Source organism: Streptomyces sp. NPDC018026, assembly GCF_044327745.1.
Lineage (GTDB): Bacteria > Actinomycetota > Actinomycetes > Streptomycetales > Streptomycetaceae > Streptomyces > Streptomyces rubrogriseus.
In genome coordinates, this window is the sequence record NZ_JBIRFY010000002.1 from 540,682 (window position 1) to 553,581 (window position 12,900).

A 12,900-nucleotide genomic window follows, 5' to 3' on the forward strand; every position below is an offset into this window, starting at 1 on the left:
GTCGTGAGCGACACACAGACACTGATCGAGAACCGTCCGCCCTCCGTGGCGGGACTCTTCCTGGAGCGGGTGGCCGCCACGCCGGACGCCGAGGCGTACCGCTACCCGGTGCCGCCGGCCGCGGGCGAGGGCCCCGACGACTGGAAGTCGCTGACCTGGGCGCAGGCAGCCGAGCGGGTCTACGCGATCGCGGCCGGCCTGATCGAGCTGGGCGTGCAGCCCGAGCAGCGGGTGGCCCTGGCCTCCGCCACCCGGCTGGAGTGGATCCTCTCCGACCTCGGCATCATGTGCGCGGGCGCCGCGACGACCACCGTCTACCCGCAGACCAACGCCGACGAATCGGCGTACATCCTCTCCGACTCCGAGAGCCGGGTGCTGATCGCGGAGGACGCCGCGCAGCTCGCCAAGGCGAAGGAGAAGAAGGCGGAGCTGCCCGACCTCACCCACGTGGTCGTGGTCGACGCGACCGGCGCGGACACCTCCGAGGACTGGGTCCTCACCCTCGACGAGCTGGAGCGCCGGGGCGCGGCCCGCCTGGAGAAGGACCCGCAGCTGATCAAGGAGCGGGTCGGCGCGCTCACCAAGGACCAGCTCGCCACCCTCATCTACACCTCCGGCACCACCGGCCGGCCCAAGGGCGTCCGGCTCCCGCACGACTGCTGGTCGTACATGGCCAAGGCGATCGCGGCCACCGGCCTGGTCACCAAGGACGACGTGCAGTACCTGTGGCTGCCGCTCGCCCACGTCTTCGGCAAGGTGCTGACCTCCGGCCAGATCGAGGCCGGTCACGTCACCGCCGTCGACGGCCGGGTCGACAAGATCATCGAGAACCTGCCGGTCGTCCGGCCGACCTACATGGCGGCCGTGCCCCGCATCTTCGAGAAGGTCTACAACGGCGTCGCCGCCAAGGCCCGCGCGGGCGGCGGGGCCAAGTACAAGATCTTCCAGTGGGCCGCCGGCATCGCCCGCGAGTACGCCAAGGTCACCCAGGACAACTTCAGGCGCACCGGCACCGCGAGCGCCCCCGCCGGCCTGCGCACCAAGCACGCCGTCGCCGACCGGCTCGTCTACGCCAAGATCCGCGAGGCCTTCGGCGGCCGCCTGCGCGCCTGCGTCTCCGGCTCGGCGGCCCTCGCGCCCGAGATCGGCTACTTCTTCGCCGGCGCCGGCATCCACATCCTGGAGGGCTACGGCCTCACCGAGTCCTCCGCCGCCTCCTTCGTCAACCCCGGCGAGGCCTACCGCACCGGCACCGTCGGCAAGCCGCTGCCCGGCACCGAGGTGCGCATCGCCGACGACGGCGAGATCCTGCTGCGCGGCCCCGGCATCATGGAGGGCTACCACAAGCTCCCCGAGAAGACCGCCGAGGTCCTGGAGTCCGACGGCTGGTTCCACACCGGCGACATCGGCGAGCTGTCGCCCGACGGCTACCTGCGCATCACCGACCGCAAGAAGGACCTCATCAAGACGTCCGGCGGCAAGTACATCGCGCCGGCCGAGGTCGAGGGCCAGTTCAAGGCGGTCTGCCCCTACGTCTCCAACATCCTGGTGCACGGCGCCGACCGGAACTTCTGCACCGCGCTCATCGCCCTCGACGAGATCGCGATCACCGAGTGGGCCAAGGAGAACGGCCTGGAGGGCAGGCCGTACGCCGAGATCGTCGCGGCGCCCGCGACCGTCGAGATGGTCGACGGCTACGTCAAGCAGCTCAACGAGGGCCTCCAGCGCTGGCAGACCATCAAGAAGTTCCGCCTGCTGCCCCGCGACCTCGACGTCGAGCACGGCGAGATCACCCCGAGCCTGAAGCTGAAGCGGCCGGTGGTGGAGCGGGAGTACAAGAACCTGATCGAGGAGATGTACGAGGGCTCGCGCGAGGCGTAGGCGGGCCGGAACCTCCCGGCAACCGCGGGTGTTCGAAGATGGCCGGTTTCCGACCGGCTTCCGGCCGTCTTCGAACGTTCGCCTAGCACGGTTCTCACCCGTGGCGGCCCACTTCGGTAACTCCGTGCTTATGGGCGGGGCCGGTCTGTCACTCTGTCGGCATCGACTGCGAGGAATTCGCACGAACTGCCCGGGGAGACGTCCATGGGGGCCATTCCGACGCAGCGGGAGACCGCCTCCCGCGCCGGCGCGCTGCCCGCACACAACGCCGAGGCATCCGCCGACGCAACCGCCGAGAGCTTCGACGCAACTGCCGAGGGCTCCGCGGAGTGCGCGCGGGCGCGCGTGACCCTGCTCGGCAGTTCCCTCGCGCCGGGCGCCGCCCGCGCGATGGTGCGGGCCGCGCTCGCCGACTGGTCCGCGCTCGCCCTGCCCGGCACGGAGCAGCTGACCGAGCACCTCACCGCCGACGCCCTGGTCGTCGTCAGCGAGCTGGTCACCAATGCCGTGGTGCACGCCGGCACCGACGTCGAGGTGGGCCTCCAGGTGGAGGGGACCGGCACGCTCGTCGTCGAGGCCACGGACCAGCACCCGTCCCGCGCGCCCAGGAGCGCCGACCCCGAGACGCCGCACGATTCCGCCGAGTACGGGCGCGGCCTGCGGCTGGTCGCCGCGCTCGCGGAGGCCTGGGGGATCACCTACCGCCCGGGCACCAAGACGGTGTGGGCGCGGTTGTCGGCCGTCGGCACGGACGACGCCGGGCAGGCCGAGGCGTACGCCGGAGGACGCGGGGCGCGACGCACCGACGCGCCGGGTGCCTGGCGGCCGGGGGAGGGGCGGGACGGCCAGGACGGAGGCCCCGGCGGCCAGTACGGCGGCCAGTACGGCAGCCGGGACGGCCACGACGACCGGCGGTCCCAGGGCGGCGGCGGCCCGCGGGCGCTGGACGCCCCGACGCCCGGCCCGCACCGCTGGGCGGCGGCCCCGGGCCTCGAAGCTGCCCCCGGCCTTGAAGCCGACCCCGGCCCCGAATCGCGCCCCGGCTTCGAAACGGGTCCCGGCCGCCGGTCGGAGCCGCCGCGGTGGCCGGACCTGCCGGACGGCGTGACCGGCACCGCCCGGCGCGGCGTCCGCGACCGGGAGTGGCTGGGCCGCGGCGCCCTGTCCTTCCTCGCCGAGGCCTCCGACCTGCTGGCCGGGCAGCTCGACGAGGACCTGGTCGCCTCCCTCACCGGCCAGCTGATCGTGCCCCGGCTCGCCGACTGGTGCGGGGTGTGGCTGGAGGACGAGTCCCTGGGCCGCGGCGCCTGGACCGACGACACCGGCGCGGCCGTCGGCGCCCGGCTGGCCCGCGTGTGGCACTCGGGCGAGGGCCGCCTCGACGAGTTGCACGCCGCCCTGGAGAAGGACCCGCCCCGCCCGCGCGACCCGTGGCGCTCCGGCCCCGTCGGCCACCCCTGGCCCGGCGACGCGCTCGGCCCGGACGGCACGCACGGCACCGCGCTCGCCTACCGGCTGGTCGCCGGCGGCAGGCCGCTGGGCACCCTGGTCATCGGACGGGCCGACACCCCGGGCGCCCCGGACGACTCGGGCACCCCGGGCGCCCCCGGCGCCACCGGTTTCCCCGACGAGATCACCGGCCTGGTCGAGGACCTCAGCCGCCGGGTGGCGCTCGCCATCGGCGCCGCCCGCCAGTACGCCCGGCAGGCCACCATCAGCGCCGTACTCCAGCGCGGCCTGCTGCCCGGCGCGGTCGCGGAGATCCCCGGTGTGCGCAGCGCCCTCGTCTACGAACCGCGCGACAAGGGCGGCCCCAGCGGCGACTTCTACGACCTGTTCCCGGCCGGCGACGGCCGCTGGTGCTTCGCCGTGGGCGACGTCCAGGGCAAGGGCCCCGAGGCCGCCGTCGTCATCGGCCTCGCCCGGCCCTGGCTGCGCCTGCTGGCCCGCGAGCAGTACGGCGTCCCCGACGTCCTGGACCGCCTCAACCAGCTCCTCCTCGACGACGCCACCGAGGCCGCCGACGCCGCCGCCCGCGCGCTGGTCGCCGCCGGAGGCCCACCGGTTGCCCCGGGCGACGGACCGCAGACCCGTTTCCTCTCCCTGCTCTACGGCGAGCTGGTCCCCTTCGACGGCGGCGTCCGCTGCACCCTCGCGTCCGCCGGACACCCGCTGCCGCTGCTCCTCGGGCCCGACGGCATGGTGTCCGCCGTCGCGTGCCCGCAGACCCTGCTCGGCGTCGTCGAGGACGCGACGTACGTCAGCGAGACCTTCGAGCTGCGCTCCGGCGACACCCTGCTGTGCGTCACCGACGGGATCACGGAGCGGCGCAGCGGCTCCCGCCAGTTCGACGACGGCGACGGGCTCGCCGCGGCGCTGGCCGGGTGCGTGGGCCTGGACGCCGAACTGGTCGCCGAGCGCATCAGGCGTCTGGTGCACGAGTTCGGGCCGCGGCCCCCGGAGGACGACCTGGCGCTGCTGGTGCTCCAAGCGGACTGAACGGGGCGGGCCGGGGAGCCGGCCGGGTGCGGGACAATGGAACGCATGCCCTCCGCACTCCCCGACGGCGAGCCCGTCCCCGCCGACGGCGCCCTGCCCGCGTCCGCGCTCGCCGGGGCCGCCGACCGCCCCCTCGGCTTCTACCTGCACGTGCCGTACTGCGCTACCCGCTGCGGCTACTGCGACTTCAACACCTACACCGCCACCGAGCTGCGCGGCACCGGCGGCGTCCTCGCCTCCCGCGACAACTACGCCGACACGCTCGTCGACGAGGTCCGCCTGGCCCGCAAGGTGCTCGGCGACGACCCCCGCGAGGTCCGCACGGTCTTCGTCGGCGGCGGTACGCCCACTCTGCTGGCCGCCGGCGACCTGGTGCGGATGCTGGGCGCGATCCGCGACGAGTTCGGCCTGGCGCCGGACGCGGAGATCACCACCGAGGCCAACCCGGAGTCCGTCGACCCGGCGTACCTCGCCACCCTCCGCGAGGGCGGCTTCAACCGGATCTCCTTCGGCATGCAGAGCGCGAAGCAGCACGTCCTGAAGATCCTGGACCGCACCCACACGCCAGGACGCCCCGAGGCCTGTGTCGCCGAGGCCCGCGCGGCCGGCTTCGACCACGTCAACCTCGACCTGATCTACGGCACCCCCGGCGAGTCCGACGACGACTGGCGGGCCTCCCTGGACGCCGCGCTCGGCGCCGGACCCGACCACGTCTCGGCGTACGCCCTGATCGTCGAGGAGGGCACCCAGCTCGCCCGGCGCATCCGGCGCGGCGAGGTCCCGATGACCGACGACGACGTGCACGCCGACCGGTACCTGATCGCCGAGGAGGCCCTGTCCGCGGCGGGTTACGACTGGTACGAGGTGTCCAACTGGGCCACCTCCGACGCCGGGCGCTGCCTGCACAACGAGCTGTACTGGCGGGGTGCCGACTGGTGGGGCGCGGGACCGGGTGCGCACTCCCACGTGGGGGGCGTGCGGTGGTGGAACGTGAAGCACCCGGGGGCGTACGCGGGGGCGCTGGCGGCGGGCAGGTCGCCGGGCGCGGGGCGCGAGGTCCTGTCGGACGAGGACCGGCGCGTCGAGCGCATCCTGCTGGAGCTGCGCCTGCGGGAGGGCGTCCCGCTGTCACTGCTGCGGGAGGCGGGGCTCGCGGCGTCGCGGCGGGCGCTGTCCGAGGGGCTGCTCCAGGAGGAGCCGTACGAGGCCGGGAGCGCGGTGCTGACGTTGCGCGGGCGCCTGCTGGCGGACGCGGTGGTGCGGGACCTGGTGGACTGATCACTCGGGGGAGCGAATCGGTGCGGAACGCGGGCTCGGCCCCTAACCTGATCCACAGGCTGCCGCCGACAGCACGCGGCGAATGTGGAGGGCCACGGAGATGACAGCTGTGGACGAACGTGGAGTCGCGGAGTTCTTCGCGGGGTTCGAGCCACCCGAGGGGCTCAAGGTGGAGCTTCTCCGGGGGGAAATCGTGATGATGCCCAGCCCTGATCTGGTGCACAACCGGATCGTCACTTCGCTGATGGATCAGATTCCGCACCGGCGGTGGGAACGGCTCCAGACCCAGGACGTCGATGTTGTCGACGAGGCCAGTGAGCCTGTGCCCGACCTGGTGGTCATGGAAGTCGGTGTTGGCCCGGACTCAGGGCGTCTTCTGCCGTCACAGATGATCACGATGGTCGTGGAAGTGGTCTCGCAGACCAGCGTCGACCGGGACTATGGCGTCAAACGCTTGATCTATGCTGCGGGCGAAGTGCCCGCCTACCTGATCGTCGACCCCGTCATGGCCCAGTGCGTTCTGTACTCGGAGCCGGTCGGACGAGGTGAGGGGGCTGACTACCAGGTGCAGCGGATCACTCAGTTCGGGACACCGCTGCCGCTGGAACTGTTGGACGTTGAGCTGGATACCACCGAGTTCGGCACTTACAAAGGCGTCAAGCCTCATCACCGCCCGTAACGAAGTCGATCAGCTCCTCCACCCTCCCCAGCAACTCCGGCTCCAGGTCCTTGTACGACCCCACCCGGGCCAGGATCGCCTGCCACACCGCCCCCGTGTTCTCCGACGGCCACCCCAGCGCCCGGCACACCCCCGTCTTCCAGTCCTGACCGCGCGGCACCCGGGGCCAGCCCTCGATCCCCACCGACGACGGCTTCACCGCCTCCCAGATGTCGATGTACGGGTGGCCCACGACCAGCGCGTGCTCGCTCGTCACCGCCTCCGCGATGCGCCACTCCTTCGAACCCGGCACCAGGTGGTCCACCAGGACGCCCAGCCGTGCGTCCGGTCCCGGGGCGAAGTCGGCGACGATCGACGGAAGGTCGTCCACGCCGCCCAGGTACTCCACCACCACCCCCTCGATGCGCAGGTCGTCGCCCCAGACCTTCTCCACCAGCTCGGCGTCGTGCCGCCCCTCGACGTAGATGCGCCCGGCGCGCGCCACCCGCGCCCGTGCGCCGGGGACGGCGACCGAACCGGACGCCGTACGGGAGGGGGCGGAGCGTGCCGGACCGGAGGAGGACGGGCGGACCAGCGTCACCACGCGGCCCTCCAGGAGGAAGCCGCGCGGTTCCAGCGGGAAGACGCGATGCTTGCCGAAGCGGTCCTCCAGCGTCACCGTGCCCGCCTCGCAGCGGATCACCGCGCCGCAGAACCCGGTGCCGGGCTCCTCGACCACCAGGCCGGGATCGGCGGGCACCTCGGGAACGGGCTGCGGCTTCTTCCACGGAGGGGTCAGGTCGGCGGAGTACTGGCGCATTCTGCCGACGATACGAGGAACGCCCGCGCGGTGATCAACGCGACACGCCGAACCGGGCGGCCAGCGCGTCCCGTTGGGCCCGCACGAACGCCGCGTCCACCACCGCTCCGTGACCGGGGGCGTACAGTGCGTCGTCGCCGCCCATCGCCAGCAGCCGGTCCAGCGCGGCCGGCCAGCGCGACGGTAGGGCGTCGGGCCCCGCCTGCGGCTCGCCGGACTCCTCGACCAGGTCGCCGCAGAACAGGACGTCCGGGGAGCCCGGCACCAGCACCGCCAGGTCGTGCCCGGTGTGCCCCGGGCCCACGTCGGCCAGCAGGACCCGCCGTCCACCGCCCAGGTCGAGCGGGTGCTCGCCCCGGACCTCGTGCCGGACGGGGGAGAGCGCCTCGGCCGCCGCCCGCGCCGCCCGGACGTCCAGCCCCTCCGCCACCGCGTCCGCGCGCAGCGCCTCCCGCCCCTGTCCGCCAGGCGCGAACAGCGCACCCGTACCCGCCGCGCCGTACGCGCCGTACACCTCGGCGCCCGTGAACGCCGCCGCGCCGAAGACATGGTCGAAATGCGGGTGGGTCAGCGCGAGATGTGTCACACGGCGACCGGCGAGCCGCCGCGCCCCCTCGCGCAACCGGGCGCCCTCGTCCAGGCTCGACCCCGCGTCCACCATCAGCGCCGCGTCCGCGCCGAGCACCAGCCCCGCCGTGCAGTCCCACCCCGGCAGCCGGCACCGCCCCACCCCGTCCGCCAGCCGCTCCCAGCCCAGCGCTTCCCAAGTCACCGTCACGGCGACGACGCTAACGGCTTGGTCCCGGCCTTGCCGGGGGCGTACCCCACGGCCGTACACTGGGCCGGGGAAGTCTGGCACTCGCGAGCCATGAGTGCCAGGACAGACAAGTCGGACAGGGCCAGACGGGCCGAAACGGGCGGACGACAGCTGGAGGTGCGCGCCGATGCTCAGTGAACGCAGGCTGAAGGTGCTGCGCGCCATCGTCCAGGACTACGTCGGCACCGAGGAGCCGGTCGGTTCCAAGGCCCTCACCGAGCGGCACAACCTCGGCGTCTCCCCGGCCACCGTGCGCAACGACATGGCGGCCCTGGAGGACGAGGGGTTCATCGCCCAGCCGCACACCAGCGCGGGGCGCATCCCGACCGACAAGGGCTACCGGCTCTTCGTCGACAAGCTGGCGGGCGTCAAGCCGATGACCGCGCCCGAGCGGCGTGCCATCCAGAACTTCCTGGAGGGCGCCGTCGACCTCGACGACGTCGTGGCCCGCACGGTGCGGCTGCTGGCGCAGCTCACCCGGCAGGTCGCCGTCGTGCAGTATCCGTCGCTGACGCGCTCGACCGTGCGGCACGTGGAGCTGCTCTCGCTCGCGCCCGCGCGCCTGATGCTCGTGCTGATCACGGACACCGGGCGGGTCGAGCAGCGGATGGTCGACTGCCCGGCGCCGTTCGGCGAGGCCTCGCTGGCCGATCTGCGGGCGCGGCTCAACAGCCGGGTCGCGGGCCGCCGTTTCACGGATGTGCCGGCTCTGGTGGAAGATCTGGCGGAGCCCTTCGAGGCCGAGGATCGCGGTACGGTCTCCACCGTGCTCTCCACTCTCCTGGAGACGCTGGTCGAGGAGAACGAGGAGCGGCTGATGATCGGCGGCACCGCCAATCTGACCCGCTTCGGGCACGACTTCCCCTTGGTGATCCGGCCGGTGCTGGAGGCGCTGGAGGAGCAGGTCGTGCTCCTCAAGCTGCTCGGCGAGGCGAAGGATCCGGGCGTGACCGTACGGATCGGTCACGAGAACGCCCACGAGGGACTCAACTCAACGTCCGTCGTGTCGGTCGGCTACGGTTCGGGCGGCGAGGCGGTTGCCAAGCTCGGCGTGGTCGGACCGACCCGCATGGACTACCCGGGAACGATGGGAGCGGTACGCGCAGTGGCACGGTACGTCGGACAGATCCTGGCGGAGTCGTAGGTGGCCACGGACTACTACGCCGTACTCGGCGTGCGCCGCGACGCCTCCCAGGACGAGATCAAGAAGGCGTTCCGGAGGCTCGCGCGCGAGCTGCATCCGGACGTCAACCCCGATCCGAAGACCCAGGAGCGGTTCAAGGAGATCAACGCCGCCTACGAGGTGTTGTCGGACCCGCAGAAGAAGCAGGTCTACGACCTCGGCGGCGACCCCCTCTCGCAGGCCGCCGGCGGTGGCGCGGGCGGCTTCGGCGCGGGTGGCTTCGGGAACTTCTCGGACATCATGGACGCGTTCTTCGGCACGGCGTCGCAGCGCGGGCCGCGCTCGCGCACCCGCCGCGGCCAGGACGCGATGATCCGCATCGAGGTCGAGCTGGACGAGGCCGCGTTCGGTACGACCAAGGACATCCAGGTCGACACCGCGGTCGTCTGCAACACCTGCAACGGCGAGGGCGCGGCGCCGGGCACGTCGGCCCAGACGTGTGACATGTGCCGCGGCCGCGGCGAGGTCTCGCAGGTCACCCGGTCCTTCCTGGGCCAGGTCATGACCTCCCGCCCCTGCCCCCAGTGCCAGGGCTTCGGCACCGTGGTCCCGACCCCGTGCCCCGAGTGCGCGGGCGACGGCCGGGTCCGCTCCCGGCGCACCCTGACGGTGAAGATCCCGGCCGGTGTCGACAACGGCACCCGGATCCAGCTCGCGGGCGAGGGCGAGGTCGGCCCCGGCGGCGGCCCCGCCGGCGACCTGTACGTCGAGATCCACGAGCTGCCCCACTCCACCTTCCAGCGGCGCGGCGACGACCTGCACTGCACGGTCACCATCCCGATGACGGCGGCGGCCCTCGGCACGAAGGTGCCGCTGGAGACCCTCGACGGCATGGAGGAGGTCGACATCCGCCCGGGCACCCAGTCCGGCCAGTCGATCCCGAAGCACGGCCGGGGCGTCACCCACCTGCGCGGCGGCGGCCGCGGCGACCTCATCGTGCACGTCGAGGTCACCACCCCGGGCAAGCTCGACCCCGAACAGGAACGCCTCCTGCGCGAGCTGGCCAAGCTCCGCGGCGAGGAACGCCCCACGGGGCAGTTCCAGCCCGGGCAGCAGGGGCTGTTCTCCCGGCTGAAGGACGCGTTCAACGGGCGCTGATGCCGTACGCCGTGATGCGGATGCTTCTGGCGTATGCCAACGGAAGCCCGGATTCGGACTTGTGTGGAGGACGTGACAACATGCCGTCATGTCCTCCGCACTGACCGATCTCTTCCCCTACCCGATCGTGCAGGCACCCATGGCGGGCGGCGTCTCCGTGCCGCGGCTCGCGGCCGCGGTGTCCGAGGCGGGCGGGCTGGGCTTCCTGGCCGCCGGGTACAAGACCGCGGACGGGATGTACCAGGAGATCAAACAGCTGCGGGGGCTCACGAGCCGTCCCTTCGGCGTCAACCTCTTCCTCCCGCAGCCGGAGACGGCCGATCCCGCCGCCGTCGACGTCTACGCCCACCAGCTGGCCGGCGAGGCCGCCTGGTACGAGACCGAGCTGGGCGACCCCGACTGCGGCCGGGACGACGGCTACGACACCAAGCTCGCCGTCCTGCTGGACAACCCGGTGCCGGTGGTGTCCTTCCACTTCGGCGTGCCCAGCCGCGAGGTCGTCGACTCCCTGCACCGCGTGGGCACCTTCGCCCTGGTCGGCGCGACCACCGCGGACGAGGCCCGGGCCGTCGAGCAGTCCGGCGCCGACGCGGTGATCGCCCAGGGCACGGAGGCCGGCGGCCACCAGGGCACCCACCGGGACAACCCGGAGACCGGCGGCGCCGGGACCGGCCTGCTGTCGCTGGTCGCCCAGGTCCGGGAGGCGGTGAGCCTGCCGATCGTCGCCGCCGGCGGCATCATGCGCGGCGGCCAGATCGCCGCGGTCCTCGCGGCCGGCGCGAGCGCGGCCCAGCTGGGCACCGCCTTCCTCGCCACCCCCGAGTCCGGCGCGCACGACCTGCACAAGCAGGCGCTGACCAACCCGCTCTTCGTCCGCACCGAACTCACCCGCGCCTTCTCCGGCCGCCCGGCCCGCGCCCTGGTCAACCGCTTCCTGCGCGAGCACGGCCGCTACGCCCCCGCCGCCTACCCCGAGGTGCACCACCTCACCGCGCCGGTGCGCAAGGCGGCGGCGAAGACGGGCGACGCGCAGGGCATGGCCCTCTGGGCGGGACAGGGCCACCGGATGGCCCGGGAACTGCCCGCCGGACAGCTGGTGGAGGTGCTGACGGCCGAACTCGCCGACGCCGGGACAGCGTTGTCGGGACTGTCGGGCTACGCGACGGGAGGCGGCGCCCGATGACGGCACCGGTGTTCGTGGTCGACTCCCTGCGGCCGCAGGACCTGCCCGCGGGGGAGTACGTCCTCGACGGCCCCGAGGGACGCCACGCCGTCTCCGTGAAGCGGCTGCGGGCGGGTGAGGACGTCGTCCTCACCGACGGGCGCGGCCACTGGGCCGAGGGTTCGGTGAAGGCCGCCGAGGGCAAGGACCGCCTGGTCGTCACCGTCCCGGACGGCGTGCGCGAGGAACCCGCCGAGCAGCCCCGCATCACCGTCGTCCAGGCGCTGCCCAAGGGCGACCGCGGTGAGCTGGCCGTCGAGACGATGACCGAGGTCGGGGTCGACGCGATCGTGCCGTGGGCGGCGTCCCGGTGCATCACGCAGTGGAAGGGCGAGCGCGGCCTGAAGGCGCTCGGCAAGTGGCGGGCGACCGCCCGGGAGGCGGGCAAGCAGTCCCGCCGGGTCCGCTTCCCCGACGTCGCGGACGCCGCGAGCAGCAAGCAGGTTGCCTCACTTCTGGCCGCGGCCGACTTCGCCGCCGTCCTCCACGAGAGCGGCGACGTCCCCCTGTCCGACGCCGAACTCCCCGCCTCCGGCGACATCGTGCTGGTGGTCGGCCCCGAGGGCGGGGTGTCCCCGGAGGAGTTGGCCCTCTTCGCCGAGGCCGGTGCGAACCCCTACCGCCTGGGCCGCAGCGTCCTGCGCACCTCCACCGCGGGCACCGCCGCCACCGCCGTACTCCTGGCCCGCACCGGCCGCTGGTCCTGACGGCGCCGGTCAGCCGTCCGCAGCGCGAGTGGCGGCCACCGCCGGGAACAGCTCCCGTGGCCGTTTCGTCCACCACAAGCCGTCCGAACCGGCGTCCGTCCCGCATGCGCCCACGGCAGTGAGGAGTGGCCGTATGCGCCCTACCCCCGGGTCCCCGGCCGATGGGACGCTGCCCTTCATGTGGGCAATGAGACGGATTCGGCGCATCGCTCCCGTGGCCGTCGGCGCGGCCGTCGCCGTCGGTGGGCTCGTCGCGTGCGAGCCGGGCGGACTCAGCTCCGCGACGGTCGCCTACACGACCGACCAGACCGTGACCCGGGAACTGCAGCGGCTGAAGGCGGACGTGCACTGGCTCACCTGCACCGCCTCCTACGGCGGCAAGGGCAGCACGGCCTCGGCGAGCGAGAACGCGGTCGCCACCGTGCACTGCGAGGGCAAGACCGACGACAACAAGGACATCACCGTCGACGGCAAGGTCACCCGGGTCGTCAACGGCGCCTGCGTGCGTGGCGGCCTGACCGCGAAGGTGGACGGCAAGGAGTGGTTCCGGGTGAAGGGGCTGGGCAACTGCGACGCCACCAGCGCCCCGCCCGCGAACCGGCCCTCCCGGAACGGGCCGGGACCCACCGTGACCGTCACCCGGACCATCTGGTGCCCCGACGACCCGCACTGCCGCCCGGTCGAGGGCAAGTGACCGGACGGTGGCCATGGCCGGGAAGTGATCCAAACCTCTGTCG

Annotated in this window: 11 protein-coding genes; 9 read left to right on the plus strand and 2 right to left on the minus strand. The window is 73.2% G+C overall.

All coding sequences use genetic code 11. The features are described from left to right. The first annotated feature begins 3 nt into the window (after nucleotides 1-3). The 4 genes from ACH4D3_RS08020 to ACH4D3_RS08035 all read left to right on the plus strand — a co-directional run bounded on the left by ACH4D3_RS08020 (nucleotide 4) and on the right by ACH4D3_RS08035 (nucleotide 6,337). Entirely contained in the window at nucleotides 4-1,881 is a 1,878-nt protein-coding gene (locus tag ACH4D3_RS08020; protein ID WP_398317816.1) for an AMP-dependent synthetase/ligase, read from the plus strand. 204 nt (nucleotides 1,882-2,085) lie between these two features. Next, nucleotides 2,086-4,380: a SpoIIE family protein phosphatase gene (locus tag ACH4D3_RS08025; protein ID WP_398317819.1), complete on the plus strand. Its 2,295-nt coding sequence runs from the start codon at nucleotides 2,086-2,088 to the stop codon at nucleotides 4,378-4,380. A gap of 45 nt (nucleotides 4,381-4,425) precedes the next feature. Then, nucleotides 4,426-5,658 (plus strand): radical SAM family heme chaperone HemW, encoded by a 1,233-nt coding sequence (gene hemW, locus ACH4D3_RS08030; protein ID WP_398317822.1) that lies wholly within the window; start codon nucleotides 4,426-4,428, stop codon nucleotides 5,656-5,658. A gap of 100 nt (nucleotides 5,659-5,758) precedes the next feature. Beyond that, complete coding sequence (locus ACH4D3_RS08035) at nucleotides 5,759-6,337, plus strand: Uma2 family endonuclease (RefSeq protein WP_398317825.1); 579 nt, start codon at nucleotides 5,759-5,761, stop codon at nucleotides 6,335-6,337. Here ACH4D3_RS08035 and ACH4D3_RS08040 read toward each other — a convergent pair. Together ACH4D3_RS08040 and ACH4D3_RS08045 are read right to left on the minus strand one after the other, a co-directional pair. Further along, nucleotides 6,315-7,136, minus strand: a complete 822-nt coding sequence (locus ACH4D3_RS08040; RefSeq protein ID WP_398317828.1) for a DUF3097 domain-containing protein — start codon at nucleotides 7,134-7,136, stop codon at nucleotides 6,315-6,317. The two genes, ACH4D3_RS08035 and ACH4D3_RS08040, sit on opposite strands and share 23 nt — an antisense overlap. A 34-nt stretch (nucleotides 7,137-7,170) precedes the next feature. Beyond that, nucleotides 7,171-7,914, minus strand: a complete 744-nt coding sequence (locus ACH4D3_RS08045; RefSeq protein WP_398317831.1) for an MBL fold metallo-hydrolase — start codon at nucleotides 7,912-7,914, stop codon at nucleotides 7,171-7,173. A 166-nt stretch (nucleotides 7,915-8,080) separates the two neighbouring features. On the opposite strand from ACH4D3_RS08045, the gene hrcA reads away from it, so the two are divergent. The 5 genes from hrcA to ACH4D3_RS08070 all read left to right on the plus strand — a co-directional run bounded on the left by hrcA (nucleotide 8,081) and on the right by ACH4D3_RS08070 (nucleotide 12,857). After that, the gene (gene hrcA / locus ACH4D3_RS08050) at nucleotides 8,081-9,097 is read left to right on the plus strand and encodes a heat-inducible transcriptional repressor HrcA (protein ID WP_052838210.1); all 1,017 of its coding nucleotides are present in this window, start codon (nucleotides 8,081-8,083) and stop codon (nucleotides 9,095-9,097) included. Next, nucleotides 9,098-10,234: a molecular chaperone DnaJ gene (dnaJ, locus tag ACH4D3_RS08055; protein ID WP_003976250.1), complete on the plus strand. Its 1,137-nt coding sequence runs from the start codon at nucleotides 9,098-9,100 to the stop codon at nucleotides 10,232-10,234. Nucleotides 10,235-10,322: 88 nt separating this feature from the next. Further along, nucleotides 10,323-11,417: a nitronate monooxygenase gene (locus ACH4D3_RS08060; RefSeq protein ID WP_398317835.1), complete on the plus strand. Its 1,095-nt coding sequence runs from the start codon at nucleotides 10,323-10,325 to the stop codon at nucleotides 11,415-11,417. Continuing rightward, a complete protein-coding gene (locus ACH4D3_RS08065) occupies nucleotides 11,414-12,163 on the plus strand; it encodes a 16S rRNA (uracil(1498)-N(3))-methyltransferase (RefSeq protein WP_398317838.1) in 750 nt (249 codons plus the stop codon). The genes ACH4D3_RS08060 and ACH4D3_RS08065 overlap by 4 nt, the downstream gene beginning before the upstream one ends. 178 nt (nucleotides 12,164-12,341) lie before the next feature. After that, nucleotides 12,342-12,857: a hypothetical protein gene (locus tag ACH4D3_RS08070; RefSeq protein WP_398317841.1), complete on the plus strand. Its 516-nt coding sequence runs from the start codon at nucleotides 12,342-12,344 to the stop codon at nucleotides 12,855-12,857. Nucleotides 12,858-12,900 lie beyond the last annotated feature (43 nt).

What these genes read in the sequence shown, in the direction of transcription:
- ACH4D3_RS08025 (WP_398317819.1), top strand. Translation starts at nt 2,086, where the DNA reads ATGGGGGCCATTCCGACGCAGCGGGAGACCGCCTCCCGCGCCGGCGCG.
- hemW (WP_398317822.1), top strand. Translation starts at nt 4,426, where the DNA reads ATGCCCTCCGCACTCCCCGACGGCGAGCCCGTCCCCGCCGACGGCGCC.
- ACH4D3_RS08035 (WP_398317825.1), top strand. Translation starts at nt 5,759, where the DNA reads ATGACAGCTGTGGACGAACGTGGAGTCGCGGAGTTCTTCGCGGGGTTC.
- ACH4D3_RS08040 (WP_398317828.1), bottom strand. Translation starts at nt 7,136, where the DNA reads ATGCGCCAGTACTCCGCCGACCTGACCCCTCCGTGGAAGAAGCCGCAG.
- hrcA (WP_052838210.1), top strand. Translation starts at nt 8,081, where the DNA reads ATGCTCAGTGAACGCAGGCTGAAGGTGCTGCGCGCCATCGTCCAGGAC.
- ACH4D3_RS08060 (WP_398317835.1), top strand. Translation starts at nt 10,323, where the DNA reads ATGTCCTCCGCACTGACCGATCTCTTCCCCTACCCGATCGTGCAGGCA.
- ACH4D3_RS08065 (WP_398317838.1), top strand. Translation starts at nt 11,414, where the DNA reads ATGACGGCACCGGTGTTCGTGGTCGACTCCCTGCGGCCGCAGGACCTG.
- ACH4D3_RS08070 (WP_398317841.1), top strand. Translation starts at nt 12,342, where the DNA reads ATGTGGGCAATGAGACGGATTCGGCGCATCGCTCCCGTGGCCGTCGGC.